Annotated in this window: 14 protein-coding genes and 1 pseudogene; 10 read left to right on the top strand and 5 right to left on the bottom strand. The window is 66.5% G+C overall.

All coding sequences use genetic code 11. From position 1 onward, the window contains the following. The first annotated feature begins 201 nt into the window (after positions 1–201). Together C0V75_RS05655 and C0V75_RS05650 are read left to right on the top strand one after the other, a co-directional pair. Positions 202–867 carry a haloacid dehalogenase type II gene (locus tag C0V75_RS05655; RefSeq protein WP_101919964.1) on the top strand — a complete coding sequence of 222 codons (666 nt, stop codon included), beginning with the start codon at positions 202–204 and terminating at the stop codon, positions 865–867. Beyond that, positions 864–2,141 carry an FAD-binding oxidoreductase gene (locus C0V75_RS05650; RefSeq protein ID WP_254216391.1) on the top strand — a complete coding sequence of 426 codons (1,278 nt, stop codon included), beginning with the start codon at positions 864–866 and terminating at the stop codon, positions 2,139–2,141. The genes C0V75_RS05655 and C0V75_RS05650 overlap by 4 nt, the downstream gene beginning before the upstream one ends. A gap of 46 nt (positions 2,142–2,187) precedes the next feature. Here C0V75_RS05650 and C0V75_RS05645 read toward each other — a convergent pair whose 3' ends face one another. From C0V75_RS05645 to C0V75_RS05635, 3 genes are read right to left on the bottom strand one after another with little or no spacing between them, the layout of a single operon-like run. Continuing rightward, a complete protein-coding gene (locus tag C0V75_RS05645; RefSeq protein WP_101919963.1) occupies positions 2,188–3,627 on the bottom strand; it encodes an NAD-dependent succinate-semialdehyde dehydrogenase in 1,440 nt (479 codons plus the stop codon). After that, positions 3,627–4,655 (bottom strand): tartrate dehydrogenase, encoded by a 1,029-nt coding sequence (locus tag C0V75_RS05640; RefSeq protein WP_101919962.1) that lies wholly within the window; start codon positions 4,653–4,655, stop codon positions 3,627–3,629. The genes C0V75_RS05645 and C0V75_RS05640 overlap by 1 nt, the downstream gene beginning before the upstream one ends. A gap of 3 nt (positions 4,656–4,658) precedes the next feature. Next, positions 4,659–6,128, bottom strand: coding sequence for an aldehyde dehydrogenase (locus tag C0V75_RS05635; RefSeq protein WP_101919961.1), 1,470 nt, complete (start codon positions 6,126–6,128; stop codon positions 4,659–4,661). A 201-nt stretch (positions 6,129–6,329) separates the two neighbouring features. On the opposite strand from C0V75_RS05635, the gene argE reads away from it, so the two are divergent. Beyond that, positions 6,330–7,469, top strand: coding sequence for an acetylornithine deacetylase (argE, locus tag C0V75_RS05630; RefSeq protein WP_101919960.1), 1,140 nt, complete (start codon positions 6,330–6,332; stop codon positions 7,467–7,469). On the opposite strand, the gene C0V75_RS05625 is transcribed toward argE, so the two are convergent. After that, positions 7,463–7,816 carry a cupin domain-containing protein gene (locus tag C0V75_RS05625; protein ID WP_101919959.1) on the bottom strand — a complete coding sequence of 118 codons (354 nt, stop codon included), beginning with the start codon at positions 7,814–7,816 and terminating at the stop codon, positions 7,463–7,465. The genes argE and C0V75_RS05625 overlap by 7 nt on opposite strands. Then, a complete protein-coding gene (locus tag C0V75_RS05620; protein ID WP_158241782.1) occupies positions 7,807–9,078 on the bottom strand; it encodes an MFS transporter in 1,272 nt (423 codons plus the stop codon). The genes C0V75_RS05625 and C0V75_RS05620 overlap by 10 nt, the downstream gene beginning before the upstream one ends. A gap of 182 nt (positions 9,079–9,260) precedes the next feature. Here C0V75_RS05620 and C0V75_RS24180 point away from each other — a divergent pair. The 7 genes and pseudogenes from C0V75_RS24180 to C0V75_RS05590 form a co-directional block, all read left to right on the top strand. Beyond that, a pseudogene (locus C0V75_RS24180) lies at positions 9,261–9,494 on the top strand (hypothetical protein); the annotation flags it as partial. A gap of 100 nt (positions 9,495–9,594) precedes the next feature. Further along, the gene (locus tag C0V75_RS05615; protein ID WP_216821413.1) at positions 9,595–10,257 is read left to right on the top strand and encodes an ABC transporter permease; all 663 of its coding nucleotides are present in this window, start codon (positions 9,595–9,597) and stop codon (positions 10,255–10,257) included. Continuing rightward, positions 10,247–11,116: an ABC transporter permease gene (locus C0V75_RS05610; RefSeq protein ID WP_101919957.1), complete on the top strand. Its 870-nt coding sequence runs from the start codon at positions 10,247–10,249 to the stop codon at positions 11,114–11,116. Before C0V75_RS05615 ends, C0V75_RS05610 begins: the two co-directional genes overlap by 11 nt. A gap of 13 nt (positions 11,117–11,129) precedes the next feature. Continuing rightward, positions 11,130–12,125, top strand: a complete 996-nt coding sequence (locus C0V75_RS05605; RefSeq protein ID WP_101919956.1) for an ABC transporter ATP-binding protein — start codon at positions 11,130–11,132, stop codon at positions 12,123–12,125. Next, a complete protein-coding gene (locus C0V75_RS05600) occupies positions 12,122–13,180 on the top strand; it encodes an ABC transporter ATP-binding protein (RefSeq protein WP_216821412.1) in 1,059 nt (352 codons plus the stop codon). Before C0V75_RS05605 ends, C0V75_RS05600 begins: the two co-directional genes overlap by 4 nt. A gap of 136 nt (positions 13,181–13,316) precedes the next feature. Continuing rightward, positions 13,317–14,813: an ABC transporter substrate-binding protein gene (locus C0V75_RS05595; protein ID WP_216821411.1), complete on the top strand. Its 1,497-nt coding sequence runs from the start codon at positions 13,317–13,319 to the stop codon at positions 14,811–14,813. Between the two features lie 79 nt (positions 14,814–14,892). After that, positions 14,893–15,834 carry a cation diffusion facilitator family transporter gene (locus C0V75_RS05590; protein WP_101919955.1) on the top strand — a complete coding sequence of 314 codons (942 nt, stop codon included), beginning with the start codon at positions 14,893–14,895 and terminating at the stop codon, positions 15,832–15,834. Positions 15,835–15,858: the final 24 nt, after the last annotated feature.

Genomic DNA, 15,858 nt, shown 5'->3' with positions numbered 1-15,858 from the left:
TCGCCCTGCCCTGCCCCAACCCACAGCGCGATGCGCCGATGCCAACGGCAGAAGATGCTGCCGACAGCGGCAAGGCAAACGGCGCAAACTGCCCCTGCGCCCTGTTTTCCCGGACACGGGTGCCGCGCCGGGCCGTCTATCCTGCCCCCGATGGCGCCATCGCGCCGCCGACCACAGCCGCAGACCGGACAGGGGCCCCCGATGACATTCCGACCCAAATTCGTGACCTTCGATTGCTATGGCACGCTCATCAACTTCGACATGGCCGGTGCGGCCCGGCGCATCTATCAGGATCAATTGGCTCCCGATCTGATGCAGGCCTTCATCCGCAGCTTTTCGGCCTTCCGTCTCGACGAGGTTCTGGGTGCCTGGAAACCCTATGCCGAGGTTGTCCACAATGCGCTGGAACGGACCTGCCGCCGCCACGGCATCCCCTTTCGCCCCGAGGATGCCGAACGCATCTATAACGAAGTGCCGACATGGGGCCCGCATCCCGATGTCCCGGCGGGTTTGGCGCGCCTCGCGCAACATATCCCGCTGGTGATCCTGTCCAATGCGATGAACTGCCAGATCATGTCGAATGTCGAGAAACTGGGCGCGCCCTTCCACCGTGTCATCACGGCCGAAGAGGTGGGCAGCTACAAGCCGCAGATGAACGGCTTTGAACGGATGTTCGAGATCCTCGATTGCGGGCCGCAGGACGTGACGCACGTGTCTTCGTCCTTCCGCTACGATCTGATGACGGCGCATGACCTCAACATCACCTCGAAAGTCTGGGTGAACCGGGGGCACGAACCGGCGAACCCCTTCTACGGTTATACCGAGATCGCCGATATCGGCGGCCTGCCGGGGGTATTCGGGCTGTGATCCGCTTCACCTCCTATTGGCATGACAGCGCCGAACCTTTCGCCGCGACCGGTGCCGAGGTTCCGCCGCAGGCCGACATTGCGGTGATAGGGGGTGGCTTCACTGGATTGGGGGCTGCGCGGCGTCTGGCCATGACCGGCCGCCGAGTCGTCGTGCTGGAGGCGCGGCATGTGGGCTTCGGTGCTTCGGGGCGCAATGGCGGGCATCTCAACAACGGCCTCGCGCATTCCTACCTCGCCGCCCGCGACGCTTTCGGCCCGGACCGCGCAAGGGCCATGTGGCGCGCCTTCGATGACGGGATCGACACGATCCGCCGCATCATCGCAGAGGAAGGCATCGACTGCGATTTCCGGCTGGCCGGAAAGCTGAAGCTGGCCTCGAAACCCGCCCATATGGAAAGCCTTGCCCGCAATTTCGAAGCGATCCGAGCCGAGGTGGACCCTGAAACAGACCTGCTCTCCCGCGCCGACCTGGCGGGCGAGATCGGGTCAGACATCTTTCATGGCGCGATGCTGCAAAGGCGCAGCGCGATGATGCATATGGGCCGCTTCGTCGCCGGGCTGGCCAATGCCGCCGCCCGCCACGGTGCCAGCGTCATCGAAGAGGCGCCCGTCACCGCTCTGGCAGGCAGCGAGGGCGACTGGCGCCTGACGACGCCGAAAGGCACCCTCGCGGCGCGACAGGTGCTGGTGGCCACCGGGGCCTATACCGGGCCCGTCCTGCCCTGGTTCCGCCGTCGCCTCGTTCCCGTGGGCAGTTTCCTGATCGCCACCCGCCCGCTCACACCCGTTGAGGCGCAGTCGATCATGCCGGGCAACCGGACCTGCGTGAATTCGATGAATGTCGGAAACTACTGGCGGCTTTCTCCTGACAACCGCCTGATCTTCGGCGGACGCGCCCGCTTTTCCGCCCGGTCCGACCAGACCAGCGACAGCAAGGCCGGAGCGATCCTGCAACAGGCGATGTTGCGCGTCTTTCCGCAACTGGCCGGGGTTGAAATCGCGCATTGCTGGGGCGGGCTGGTTGACATGACTGCCGACCGCTACCCCCGCGCCGGGCAGGCACAGGGGCTCTGGTATGCGATGGGCTATTCCGGCCACGGCGCACAGCTTGCCACGCATCTGGGTGAAACCGTTGCGGAACAGATGGCAGGGCTGCGTCAGGGCAATCCCTTCGACCATCTGCCATGGGGCGCAGTGCCGGGCCACACCGGCAGCCCGTGGTTCCTGCCGCTGGTCGGTCTCTATTACCGCGCGCTCGACCTGGTGAAGTAGGTGGTTCGGTGCAGGGGGCGGCGCGCGCGCCCTGCACCACACGTGGTCAGACGATCATGTGAAAGGCTTTGGTCTCCAGGTATTCCCCGATCCCTTCCCGCCCGCCTTCGCGCCCCAGTCCCGAAAGCTTGACCCCGCCGAAAGGTGCAACCGTCGTCGATACACTTCCGGTGTTCAGCCCCACCATGCCGAATTCCAGCGCCTCGGCCACCCGCCATGCGCGGGACTGGCTTTCCGTGAAGAAATAGGCGGCAAGGCCGAAAGGCGTTGAATTGGCCAGGGCAACGGCCTCTTCCTCGGTTTCGAACCGGAAGAGAGGCGCCACCGGACCGAAGGTTTCCTCCTGCGCCAGCCGCATCTCCGGTCCGGCCCCGGTCAGCAGCACGGGGCGAGCCCAGGTCGCCCCCTCCGGCGCCTCGGCATGGGCGGCGATCCGCGCCCCCTGCCGAAGCGCATCGGCAACATGCAGCTCGATCTTCTCCACCGCGGCCGCGTTGATCATCGGCCCGATCTCCACCCCCGGCACGGTGCCGGGGCCGACCCGCAGCGCCGCCACCCGGGCCGCCAGCCGGTCCATCAGCGCCTGATGGATGCCAGCCTGCACAAGGATGCGGTTGGCGCAGACGCATGTCTGCCCGCCATTGCGAAACTTCGACGCCATGATCCCCTCGACCGCCCGGTCAAGATCGGCATCCTCGAAGACGATGAAGGGCGCATTCCCCCCGAGTTCCAGCGACAGCCGCTTTACCGTCGGCGCGCATTGCGCCATCAGAAGCGATCCGACGCGGGTCGAACCCGTGAAGGAAAGCTTCCGCAGCGCCGGATTGCCGGTCATCTCGGCACCAATCCCGTCCGGCAGTCCCGTGACGACGTTCACCACCCCCGGTGGAATCCCCGCGCGCTCCGCCAGAACAGCCAGAGCCAGCGCCGAAAAGGGCGTCATCTCTGACGGTTTCACCACCACAGTGCAGCCCGCTGCCAGTGCCGGGGCCACCTTTCGAGTGATCATCGCATTGGGAAAGTTCCACGGCGTGATGATCCCGCAAACCCCGACAGGTTCGCGCAATGTCACGATGCGGCGGCCCGCATCGGGCGCGGGAAGGACCGCCCCCTCGATCCGCCGCGCCTCTTCGGCGAACCAGCGCACGAAGGACGCACCGTAAAGCACCTCACCCCGCGCTTCGCCAAGCGGCTTGCCCTGCTCTCTCGTCAGGATCAGTGCCAGATCATCGGCATGGGCAAGCATCAGGTCATGCCAACGCAAAAGCGCCATTGCCCGCGCCTCATGCGGGACGCGCCGCCAATCGGCAAAGGCCGCTTCGGCCGCAGCGATGGCCCGGGCAGTCTCCGCAGCCCCCATCGCGGGAACCGCGCCCAGCGCCTCGCCCGTGGCAGGATCGGCGACCGTCAGCCCACCATCCCCCACCCATTCGCCACCGATCAGCGCCGCCTGCCGGAACAGGCCCGGATCGCGCAACCCTTCCATCACATCTCCTCCAGAATGGCCGCCGTGATCACTTCGGTCCGGTCGCGTCCCGGCAGCGTGCCGATACCCCGCCCCGTGACGCGGCCCAGCGCCGCCATGATGCGCGCGGCTGCCGCGCCCTCGCCCAGATGATCCAGCATCATCGCCCCCGACCAGACCGCCGCGATCGGGTTCGCAATCCCCTGCCCCGCAATGTCAGGGGCAGAGCCATGGACAGGTTCAAACATGCTGGGCGCATCGCCATCGGGGTTGATGTTGGCCGAAGCGGCAAAGCCCAGACCGCCCTGTATCGCCGCCCCCAGATCGGTCAGGATGTCACCGAAGAGGTTCGATGCCACCACCACATCAAGGCTCTCCGGCGCCATCACCATCCGCGCGGCCATGGCATCGACATGATAGCGCGTCACCTCGACATCCGGGAATTCGGCGGCGACAAGGTCCGTCATCTCGTCCCAGAAAACCATCGAATGGCGCTGCGCATTCGACTTGGTGACCGAAGCCAGCCGACCGCTCCGCGCCCGGGCCTGACGAAAGGCGAAACGCAGGATGCGTTCCACCCCGGCGCGGGTGAAGATCGCCGTCTCCACCGCGACCTCGTCCCGCGTCCCCTGATGCACACGCCCCCCGGCCCCAGAATATTCGCCCTCGGTATTCTCGCGGATGCAGAGGATGTCGATCTCCGCCTTCCGCAACGGGCCTGCCACTCCGGGCAGCAGGCGATGCGGGCGGATATTGGCATATTGTCGAAACGCCTTTCGGATCGGCAAGAGAAGGCCATGCAGCGACACGGCATCCGGCACCGTGGCAGGCCAGCCCACCGCGCCAAGCAGAATGGCATCGAAACCGCGCAGGGTCTCGATCCCGTCCGGGGGCATCATCGCGCCGGTCCGCAGGTAATGGGTGCAAGACCAGTCAAGGCTCACGGTCTCCACCCCGCCCGGCAGGGCGCGGTGCAGCACCTCCAGCGCGGCGGTCGTCACGTCCAGGCCGATCCCGTCACCCGGAATCACGGCAATGCGATGGGGCATCTCTCACTCCTGAAGGTCGATCAGCACGGATTTGCGGCGGCGACAGGCCAGATAGGCCTCGCGCCCCAGATCATGGCCCAGGCCCGACTGCTTCCAGCCGCCGGTCGGAAGGATATGATCGCGCGACCGGCCATAGCGGTTGACCCAGACCGTCCCCGCCTGAAGCCGCCGCACGACCCGCAACGCCCGGCTGAGGTCTCGCGTGTAAAGCCCGGCGCAAAGGCCGTAGGTGGGGTGGTCGGCCAGAAGGAGCGCCTGCTGCTCATCCGCGAACGTCTCGAAGGTCAGAACAGGACCGAAGATTTCCTCGGTGACGGCGGGATTGGTTGCATCACCCGGCGCCAGGATCGTCGGGGCATAGAAGAAGCCCGGCCCTTCCTGCGGCGCACCACCGATGAGCAGTTCGGCCCCTGCCGCCCGCGCCGCCTGCACGATGCCATCTATCCGCGCGCTCTGCCTTGCACTGATGATCGGATAGTATTCCGGTTGCGGCCCCCAGGTGGGAGAGGCGGCACGAGGCTGCATCCGGGCAATCAGCCTTTCCAAAAGCGGTTCGGCAACGGCCTGCGCCACGATCACACGCGCCCCCGCCACGCAGGCCTGCCCGGCATTGAAAAGGATGGACCGTGCGATGCAATCGGCGGCAAGGTCCAGATCGGCATCGGCAAAAACGAGCTGCGGGCTCTTCCCCCCCAGTTCCAGGGTGAGCGGCTTCACCCCCGACCGGGCGACATTCCCCATGATCGCCGCCCCTGCCCCGGTCGATCCGGTAAAACTGACCTTGGCCACATCCGGATGGGCCACCAGCGCGGCGCCTGTTGTTGCACCATCGCCCAGGATCACGTTCACCAATCCGGGCGGCAGCCCCGCCTCCACCGAAAGCTCCGCCATCCGCAAAGTGGCGAAGGGCGTCATCTCCGATGGTTTCAGCACCACGGCATTCCCGGCCGCCAGAGCCGGGGCCATCTTCCATCCCGCCATCGAAAGCGGAAAGTTCCACGGCGTGATCGCCCCCACCACCCCGACAGGCGCGTCGAGGATCAGGCCGAGACTTGTCTCCCGTGTCGGGACGGACAGACCGCCCTCCTTGTCGGCAAGCTCCGCGAAGAACCGGATCTGTTCCGCCGTGACCGCGATGTCGCCCCCCGGCAATTCATCCACGGGGCGGGTGGACACCACCGCCTCCAGCCGCGCGAGTTCCGCGGCATGGGCCTCGATCAGGTCAGCCCAGCGATGCAGGGCACGGGTGCGGTCACGCGGCGGGCAAGTGCCCCAGCCGCTGCCTGACTGCGCAGCCCGGGCCGCCTGCACGGCGCGGTCCACGACATCGGCCCCAGCAACGGGGATCTCGCCCGCGACGCGACCGTCCGACGGGCGGATCACCGAAAGGCCGGGGGCATCCGCAACACGCCCCCCTCCGATCAGGTGGCAGGAATCGAGAGCGAGGCTGTCGGGATCGAAGGCAAGGGTCATGACGGGCTCCTGTCCGCCAAGGGTAGCGGCACCCCGCCACAGGCGAAGCGCGATCCGGGCAGGCCGCGCAGCGCTTTGCTTCTTTTGCGGGGGGCGGAACGGCACAGGCTTCTGCGGCAGGGAATTCCGCGCGGCGCGGCATCTTCGGCAGGCGATGCCAGCCCGGCCTGCGATGATCATCCGGTCAGGCGGAGAAATGACATGACCGAGATTTGCCCCGAAGAGGTTCTGGACAGGCTGGTGGCCATGCCCTGCCTTCCCGGCCAGCCCAATGCCCAGATTGCCGACTGGATATTCGAACGCCTCCGGGCGGCAGGCCTGACCGTCCATCGCCTTCCCGGCCCGGAGGGCGACCGCGTGAACCTCCTTGCCAGCATCGGACCGGCCGACCGTCCCGGCATCCTCCTGTCGGGCCATATGGATGTGGTTCCGGTCGAAGGGCAGGCCTGGTCAAGCGATCCCTTCCGGCTGACCGCCCGAGACGGGCGGCTGTTCGGGCGCGGCACTTCGGACATGAAGGGTTTTCTGGCCTGCATGATTGCCGCTGTCCCACTCTTCCAGGCAGCCCCCCTGAAGCGCCCCCTCCACCTTGCCTTTTCCTATGATGAAGAGATCGGCTGTCGCGGCGTGCCGCATCTGATCGCCGCCCTGCCCCGGCTTTGCGCCCTTCCCGAAGGCGCGATCATCGGTGAACCCTCCGCCCTGCAACCGGTCCTGTCGCACAAGGGCAAGCTCGCGCTTGAACTGGCCTTCACCGGACGCTCGGCCCATTCGTCGAACCCTGGCGCCGGTGTGAATGCGCTTTACGCTGCGGCGGCACTGGCCGATGGCCTGCGGCAAGCGGCCGAGATGCTGGCCCTGCACGGCACCCGCGACACGCGCTTTGAACCCGATCACTCCACTCTGGTCGCCGGGCTGATGCAGGCCGGAACGGCGGTGAACATCATCCCCGCTCATGCGACCCTGGCAATGGAGGTGCGGACGATCCCCGCCGACAGCGCGCAGTCGATCATGGATCCGATCCTTGCCCGGGCCGAAGCCCTGGTCGCCGAAGGACGCGCCCTTTCCTGCACGGTCCGCGAACTCGCCTCCTATCCCGCCCTTCCGCCCGAGGCTTCCGGGCTGGCGGAACTTCTGTCAGGCTGGACCGGCCGCCCCATCCGTCAGGCGGTCAGCTATGGCACCGAAGCCGGGCTGTTCCATGCCGCGGGCATTCCCTCGATCGTCTGCGGGCCGGGCGACATCGCCCGCGCCCACCGACCCGACGAATACATCACCCCGCAGGAATTGCAGGGTTGCATGGAAATGCTGGCACGGCTGGCCCGCCACCTGTCTCAATAGACGACGACATAGATTTTGCGCACGGTCTCGATCGTGCGCCAGGTGCCGACGAAGCCGGGTTTCATCACGAAACTGTCGCCCGCCGTGAAGGTCCAGCTTTCACCATCCTCTGCCGTGATCTCGACCAGCCCCTCAAGGATATGGCAGAACTCGAAGGTCTCCCCCTTGATCGACCGTGTCAGCCCGGGCGTCGCCCGCCAGATGCCGGATTTCACCTGGCCACCACGGCTTTCATCCATCGCCCAGGTGTCGAACTCCGGCGTCCCCTCGATCAGCCGTTCCGGGTCCGGATAGGCACGCTTGGGAGTGAATTCGGGATTATGGTCGATGCGCTGGATCAGGGACATGGCGGACACTCCTTCAGAGTTACATGATCAGGACAAGGCAGGCGGGCAAGCCGCCAGGCAAGGATGAAACAGCTCAGCGCCATGGCCGCAATCACGGCCAGGCCGAGCAGAGGCGACTGTGCCAGCAGCGTCGCCAGAAGCGCGGGCGTCACGGCGCTTGCCGCGTCCGAAACCCGCGACAGCCGCCCCAGCCGGCTGCCATAGCCACGCGTGCCGAAGATATGCTGCACCAGCGCCGGCCGCATCAGACCCGCCAATCCCTGCGGCGCGCCATAGGCCAGCGCAGCAAGCGCAGCCAGCCAGAAGGGTAAGGCAGCCCCGACCACGGCCCAGCCGAGAAGCAGAAGAAACGGAACCGGCAAGGTGCCGAAAACCAGCAAGGTCATCCGGATCGGATCAAGACGATTGCCGAAGGCGATCTCGGCCCCACGCGCCACCAGAAAGGCAATCCCGATCAGCGAGGCCGCATGGACAGCCTCTGAGCGCGACAGTCCAAGGCCGTAAAGGATGTCGATCATCAAAATGCCAACCGCGTTGCCAATAGCCGCACTGAAGGCGAAGATCACGGCCAGCAACCGGAAACTGCCTTCCGGCGGCCGATGGACGCTCTCCTCGGACAACACCTGATCCGGCTGTGGCGTCATCGCCGTGAGCACCGCGCGCCCCCGCAACGTGAAGGCCAGCACTAGATTTATCGGCACCACAGCGCAGAGCGTTGCCGCGGCATAAAGCAGACAGATGCCCCGCCAATCCATGAACCCCTGAAGAAACTCGGTCAGCGGCCAGATCACCGTCGCACAAAGACCGGTGGCAAGGGTCAACAGCCCGATCACGCGCCGCGCCCGATCCCTCCAGACCTGTGCAATCGTGGTGTAGCAGGCCGTCATCAGCATGAAATGAAAGGCCAGCCCTTGCAGGCCCCAGGCCACGAAATAGCCCAGCACCCCCTGCGCCTGCGACAAGAGCGCCAGCGAGGCCGCGCCCAGCACCGCGCCGGGTGCCAGAAGCCACGCCCCGCCGATCCGGTCGGCTAGCCGCCCCGCAAGGGGCGCACAAAGCGCGGCACAGCCGTAAAGCACCACCGCGGCCGAGAACACCACCCCCGCCGACAGACCGAGGTCATCACCGATCGGCTGCCCCAGAACCCCCAGAAGCGCAAGGCTCGTCCCCCAGCCGAAGGTCTGCGTCGCCATCAGCGCCGCGAGCACCGCTCCTCGCCCGAGGCGGGTCAAGTCCCGCGGCGCATCTTCCCGTAGCTGCATCAGGCTCAGGCCCTTTCGCCTTGGCTGCGATGCCGGCACGATCCTGCGGCTCACCCGGCAGAATCTGCTGGTCGTGCCTAGGACACTACCCATTCGACGCGGCGAAGCCATGCCGGACAACTGCTGAAACGCGGCAGAAGCTGCTATGAAGCAGGGCCAGAACGATATCATTTGCCTTTGCCATGGACCGAACATCCGCCATGGCCCGACTGACCGGAGCCGGAGGTGCTGCCATGTGGAAAATCGCCCTTCAAAGACTGGCGATGCTGGTCCTGATGATGCTGACCGTCTCGCTTCTCGCCTTTCTGGTCCCGATGGCCAGTGGCAGCGATCCGGCGCGCACGATCCTGCTGTCGCATGGCAGCGATCTGGCCCTCGACACCGCGCAGGTCGCGGCCCTGCGTCAGGAACTCGGGCTGGACGAACCGCTGGCGACGCAGTTCCTGATCTGGCTGGGCAATGCGGTGCAAGGCGATTTCGGCAATTCCTTCGCCTCGCGCCAGCCGGTCATCGAAGATGATCGGTCGCGCCTTGCTGGTTTCGGCAACGCTGGCCCTGACCGCCCTCGCCATCGCGGTGATCGTTGCACTGCCGGTCGGCACCCTTGCGGCCTCGCGCCCCGGCGGCAAGGTGGATGGCGCCGTCACCCTGATGGTGCAGACCTTCGTCGCCGTCCCGGAATACTGGCTGGCCCCGATCCTCATCCTTGCCTTCTCGCTGCATCTCGGCCTGCTGCCTTCTTCGGGCTGGTTCGGGCCATCTTCGGTGATCCTGCCCGCTTTGGCACTGTCGATCCGGCCCATGGCCTATTTCACCCAGGTAACCCGCGCCGCCATGGTGGACGTGCTCAACGCCTCCTACATCACCGCCGCCCGTGCACGCGGGCTGTCCATGCGCCAGACGGTGCTGCGGCACGGGCTGCGCAACGGGTCGATTCCGGTCGTGACCTTCTTCTCGCTCTGGTTCGCAAGCCTTCTGGGCGGCTCGGTGGTGATCGAGGTGATCTTCGCCATCCCGGGCATGGGACGCCTGTTCTATGAAGCCGTCATCAACAAGGACATTCCCCTCCTGCAAGGCGGTTTCGTCGCGATCGTCGCGCTGGCCATCACCATCAACACGCTGGCCGATATTCTCTACGTCGTCATCAACCCTTCGCTGCGGGGTGCCCATGGCCGCTGAACTCTCCCTCACCCCGGCCCGCCGCGACATCGGCCCGCTGCGCCGCTTCCTCGCCACCCGGCACTGGACCTTCGCGGCAGGCTGCACGATCTTCAGCATCGTGCTGGCCATCCTGCTGGCAGGCCCCTGGCTCTGGTCGCTGGACCCTGCGGCACAGAACATCGTCCAGCGGCTCAAGCCGCCATCCGAAACCTATTGGCTCGGCACCGACAATCTCGGCCGGGATGTCTTTGCCCGGCTGGTCGAAGGCGGCCGCTTCACTGTCACCATCGCGGCCGTATCGGTGGTGATCTCGGTGGTGATCGGGGTCGCCGTGGGCATCCTCGCGGGCCGCATCGGCGGCTGGTTCGAAGAAATCTCGATGCGCCTCGTCGATCTGCTCATCGCCATCCCGGACACCGTCATCGCCATCTTCCTCGTCGCGATCTTCGGTCCCGGCCATGTGACCCTGATCGTGGCGCTGACAATCGTGGGATGGACGCCCTATGCCCGGCTCGCCCGCGGTCTCGCCCTTCAGGTCAATGCGATGGATTACATCCGCGCGGCCGAGGTGCTGGGCATGACCCGCCGCTTCATCCTGATCCGGCATTTCCTGCCCAACCTCATCCGCCCGATCTCCGCCGTCACCTTCCTTCGCTTCGGCCACAAGCTCATCACCGTGGGCGGGCTGTCCTATCTCGGGCTCGGCGTGCAACCTCCAGCCCCGGACTGGGGCCTGATGCTCGCGGCCGCCCAACCCTATCTTGACCGCGCTCCCATGCTGATGATCGCGCCCGGCCTCGCCATCTTCGTCACCGCCCTCTCGGTGACGTGGATCGGCCACGGGCTGGAGATCGACCGCACCAGACCGCATAACTGAAGGACCCGCCGCGATGTCCCATGATGCAGAGACACTCCTGTCGGTCCGCGACCTGACCGTGACCCCAACCGGCGGCGGCAAGCCGATCATCGACGGCCTTTCCCTGCAAATCCGGCGGGGAGAGATCGTGGCCCTGGTGGGTGAAAGCGGATCGGGCAAAAGCATGACCGCCCTCGCCATTACGCGCCTTCTCCCCCGTGGACTGCGGATCACCTCGGGCGAGGTCGTCTTCGCCGGGCGCGACGTGACGGCGATGTCGGGGGACGACCTCAACCACCTGCGCGGCGCGGGCATCGGCATGCTGTTCCAGCAGCCCCATGCCATGCTGGACCCGACAGCCCGTGTGCGAACGCAGGTGGCGGAACCCCTCACTATCGGCAAGGGTCTGTCGCGCCGCGCGGCCTTCGCCCGGGTGATCGACCTGATGCGCAGCGTGCGCATCCCCGCCCCCGAGGCCCGCGCCATGGCCTATTCGCATGAACTTTCCGGCGGCATGGCACAACGGGTGATGATGGCCACCGCGCTTGCTGCCGAACCGGACCTGCTGATCGCCGACGAACCTACCACCGCGCTCGACGTCACCGTGCAGGCGCAGATCCTGCAACTCCTGAAGGCCGAACAGGCGCGGCGGCATTTCGCCATCTTGCTCATCACCCACGACCTGACCGTCGTGCAGGCCTTCGCCGACCGCATCGCCGTCATGTATGCAGGCCGCATCGTCGAGGAAGGCCCCGCCGCCCGCATCATGGACGCGCCGCAGCACCCCTATACCCGCGCCCTCATCCGCTGCTCGTTGCTTGAACCCGAGGCGGATGGGCGACTGCTCTCCATCCCCGGATCGGGCTCCACCGCCCGCGACATCGGCTGTGGCTGCCGCTTTGCGCCGCGCTGCACCCTTGCGCGGGGTGACAGCCACCTGCATGACCGCTGTCATCAGGCCGAACCCGGCCTTGCCGGGCATGACCACACCGTCCGTTGCCACGCCAGCCAGACCGCGAGCGCCGCATGATGAAGGCCACCATCCCCAGCATCGCCCGCCGCGCCGCGCCGGATTATGCCGAAACCTCGCGCCGTGATCCGGCCTTCCTGTCGGTCGATGGTCTGTGCAAATACTATACATGGCGCAGCTTTGGCGGCTCCCGCCCGATCAAATCGCTCGATGGCGTCACCCTCCGCGTCGCCAAGGGCGAGATCATGGGCATCGTCGGCGAAAGCGGATGCGGCAAATCCACCCTCGCCAAGGTCGTCACGCGGCTGACATCGGCCACGGCCGGCCAGATCACGCTGGATGGCGAGGATTGGCTTGCCCCGCGCGGCGAGGCGCTGCGCCGCCGCCGCCCTCAGGTGCAACTGGTCTTCCAGGACCCGCATGGCGCGCTCGACCCGCGCATGACGATCGGCACCGCCATGGCGGCCCCGATGGCGGCACATGGCATTGGCACTCCAGCAGACCGGCGCGACCGCGTGCTTGCCATGTTGGCCGAGGTGGGGCTGGACGAAAGCTTCCACGACCGCCTGCCCGCCCAATGCTCCGGCGGCCAGTTGCAGCGTGTGGTGATCGGGCGGGCGCTGCTTCTGGAACCGCAGCTTCTGGTCTGCGACGAACCCACCTCCGCGCTGGACGCGTCCATGCGCACGCAGATCCTGAACCTGCTGATGGACCTGCGGGCCAGACGTGGCCTGACCATGCTGATGATCAGCCACGACCTTCGCGTCGTCCGCTACATGTGCGATAGGATCGCCGTGATGTATGCAGGCCAGGTGGTGGAACTTGCGGACCGCGATCATCTCTTCGACCATCCCGCCCATCCCTACACCCGCGCCCTGATCGCCTCTTCCCTGCTTGAACCGGGGGGGATCGACCTGTCGCGCCACCTGCGCGAGGGCGAGGTGCCAAGCCCGCTCGCCATGCCCGAAGGGTGCCGTTTCGCCAGCCGCTGCCCCTATGCGCAACCCGATTGCACCGCCTTGGAACCGGCGTTGAAACAGGCCGGGTCGCGCCACTTCGTCCGCTGCCGGCACTGGAACACCCATGCGGCTGCAACCATGCCGCCGCGGGGCTGACATTCGCAAAAGATTCTGCCGCACCCGCGCCAAACGGCAAATGCTGCGGCAGAGTGGTTCCTAACCTGATCCTTGACGGCAGCCGATCCGCAGAAACCGGCGCCGCATCTGTGCAACGTCCATCCAGGGGATTCCCATGTCCATGCTCTCCCGCCTGTCTGCCAGCGTCGCCCTGCCGATGCTTCTGGCCCTGCCCGCCGCCGCCGAAACCACCGTTACGCTGACCGAGGCTTTCGGACCCGCCGCCAACTGGGCGCTGCATTCCGATGACTCCTGGCTGGCGATGCGTGCCGGCTGCTACGAAGGCCTGACCCGCATCTCCAACTCGATCACCGTGGAGCCCGCCCTGGCGACGGAATGGAAGCAGACCGGCGATCTGACATGGGAGTTCACCATCCGCGATGGCGTGACCTTCCAGGACGGCACCGCCGTCACGGCCGAAACCGTGGCCAATTCGCTGAACAAGCTTCTGACGGCGGAAGTGCCGGCCCGCGCCTTCTCGCCCACCGTCGTCGCCAAGGTCGAGGCGACGGGCCCGATGACCGTCACGATCACCACCGTCGATCCGCTGGTCACCCTGCCGGGTCGGCTCGCCTCGCCGCCGGCCGCCATCCTGTCGCCCGCAGCCTATACCGAAGCCGGCATCAACCCCGTCGGCACCTGCACCGGGCCCTTCAAGATCGCGGCCATCGACCCCGAACAGTCGATGACGCTCGAGGCAAACCCCGCCTATTGGGGCGGCGCGCCGCAGATTGCCGGGGCCACCGTGCGCTTCGTGCCCGATGCCGACACCCGCACCACCATGGCTCGCTCGGGCGAGGCACAGATCGTGCGCCATGTCCCGGCCTATTCGGTTGCCCAACTTCAGGGCGATGCCAATCTCACCGTGTCCGAAGTGACCACGCCGCGGGTGATCCAGCTTCTGCTGAACAACAAGACCGGCATCTTCGCCGATGAACGGGTGCGCCTTGCCGTGAAGCTGGCGCTGGATACCCAGGCCATCGACGATGCCGTCTTCGAAGGCCTCTACTCGCCCGCCGCATCGCCCTTCCGCCCCGAAGAGCTCTGGGCCCCGAAAGGCCTTGCCGCACCGACCCCGGATCTTGAAAAGGCCAAGGCGCTGCTGGCCGAGGCAGGCGTCGCGGAAGGGACCGAAGTCAGCTTCCTGATCTACAACACCAAGAAGGAACTCGCCGCGATGGGCGAGGTGGTCCAGGCGATGCTGGCCGAGGTGGGGCTGAAGGCGAATATCCGGCTGGCCGAATATGCGGCGCTGGAACCCGACATGCTCGCCGGCAACTACGACATGGCCTTCATGTCACGCGGCTATCTGACCGATGCGCCGGAACCCGGCGGTTTCCTCGCCGCCGACTACAGCTGCGCCGGCAGCTTCAACATCAGCCAGCACTGCAATGCCGATTTCGACGCAAAGCTTGCCGCGATCAACGCGAACCCCGATCCGGCCGCACGCAATGCGGGCTATGCTGAACTGGCGCAGTATCTCTTTGACAAGACCGTATCGGTCTTCGTGGTGAACGAGACAGCCTTCGACGTCAACGCCAACACGATCAGCGGCTATGTGCCTCACCCGCTGAACTACGTCGGCCTGTCGGCCGCCATCGCGCCCAAGTAAGCGCGGGCCGCTCCTGCTCCCTGTCTGCGCCGCCGCGGGTTGCCGTGGCGGCGCTTTTTCAACCGACCCGGGCCCTATGATGTCGCCTCTGCCAACCCCGCCTGACCATGCCAGCCGACTGAACCGCCTCGCCGTCATCAGCATCCTCGTCGGCCTGCTGGTCCTGGCGCTCAAGCTGCTGGCCTGGTGGGTCTCCGGCTCCATCGCCCTTCTGTCGGACGGCCTTGAAAGCCTCGTCAATGTGGCCACTGCCGTGACCACGCTTATGGCACTACGATATGCAGCCCGCCCGGTGGATCACAACCATACCTACGGCCACCATAAAGCCGAACTGCTCAGCTCCGCCCTCGAAGGCGTGCTCATCGTCGCCGCGGCGCTGCTGATCCTGCATCAGGCCCTGACCGGGCTGCGGACCCCGCCGGAACTGGTTGCCGGCCCGCTCGGCCTGGGCATCAACATCGCGGCCTCGGTGCTGAACGCGGTCTGGGGCTGCATCCTGCTGCGTGAGGGACGCAGACTGCTTTCCCCCGCGATCGAGGCCGATGGCCACCACCTCCTGTCAGACGTGATCTCTTCTGCCGGGGTCCTCCTCGGCACCGCTGCGGCGATGGCGACCGGCTGGACAATCCTCGATCCGGCCACGGCGGCCCTGGTCGCGCTGCATGTGCTGGCGACGGGCCTGCGCGTCCTGTGGTCGGCCGGCCGCGAGCTCATGGACGAGGCCCCGCCCCCGGAAACCATGGAAGTGTTGCACCGGACGATCGCGCGCACCGCTCTCGGCGCGACCGAGATTCACGACCTGCGCGCCCGCAAGGCCGGACGCTCCGTCTTCGCCGAATGTCACCTTGTGGTTCCCGCCGGGATGACGGTGGACGCCGCCCATCGCATCTGCGACCGGATCGAGGCCGCAATCGCAGGCGCCCTGCCCGGCTGCCACCTCACGATCCATGTCGAACCCGCAGAAAGCCAGCCCGCCACAAGCGCAGACGGCGACAGCAACCTGATCAGGATCGTCATCTAGGGCGTCCGTTTGGCGTCGATCCAC

The organism is Tabrizicola sp. TH137 (assembly GCF_002855575.1).
Classification (GTDB): domain Bacteria; phylum Pseudomonadota; class Alphaproteobacteria; order Rhodobacterales; family Rhodobacteraceae; genus Paragemmobacter.
This window is presented reverse-complemented; position numbering and strand designations above follow the sequence as displayed.

Excerpts from the sequence above, each read along its gene's own strand:
- C0V75_RS05655 (WP_101919964.1), top strand. The coding sequence starts at position 202 with ATGACATTCCGACCCAAATTCGTGACCTTCGATTGCTATGGCACGCTC.
- C0V75_RS05645 (WP_101919963.1), bottom strand. The coding sequence starts at position 3,627 with ATGGAAGGGTTGCGCGATCCGGGCCTGTTCCGGCAGGCGGCGCTGATC.
- C0V75_RS05640 (WP_101919962.1), bottom strand. The coding sequence starts at position 4,655 with ATGCCCCATCGCATTGCCGTGATTCCGGGTGACGGGATCGGCCTGGAC.
- C0V75_RS05635 (WP_101919961.1), bottom strand. The coding sequence starts at position 6,128 with ATGACCCTTGCCTTCGATCCCGACAGCCTCGCTCTCGATTCCTGCCAC.
- argE (WP_101919960.1), top strand. The coding sequence starts at position 6,330 with ATGACCGAGATTTGCCCCGAAGAGGTTCTGGACAGGCTGGTGGCCATG.
- C0V75_RS05625 (WP_101919959.1), bottom strand. The coding sequence starts at position 7,816 with ATGTCCCTGATCCAGCGCATCGACCATAATCCCGAATTCACTCCCAAG.
- C0V75_RS05620 (WP_158241782.1), bottom strand. The coding sequence starts at position 9,078 with ATGCAGCTACGGGAAGATGCGCCGCGGGACTTGACCCGCCTCGGGCGA.
- C0V75_RS05615 (WP_216821413.1), top strand. The coding sequence starts at position 9,595 with ATGATCGGTCGCGCCTTGCTGGTTTCGGCAACGCTGGCCCTGACCGCC.
- C0V75_RS05610 (WP_101919957.1), top strand. The coding sequence starts at position 10,247 with ATGGCCGCTGAACTCTCCCTCACCCCGGCCCGCCGCGACATCGGCCCG.
- C0V75_RS05605 (WP_101919956.1), top strand. The coding sequence starts at position 11,130 with ATGTCCCATGATGCAGAGACACTCCTGTCGGTCCGCGACCTGACCGTG.
- C0V75_RS05600 (WP_216821412.1), top strand. The coding sequence starts at position 12,122 with ATGATGAAGGCCACCATCCCCAGCATCGCCCGCCGCGCCGCGCCGGAT.
- C0V75_RS05595 (WP_216821411.1), top strand. The coding sequence starts at position 13,317 with ATGTCCATGCTCTCCCGCCTGTCTGCCAGCGTCGCCCTGCCGATGCTT.
- C0V75_RS05590 (WP_101919955.1), top strand. The coding sequence starts at position 14,893 with ATGTCGCCTCTGCCAACCCCGCCTGACCATGCCAGCCGACTGAACCGC.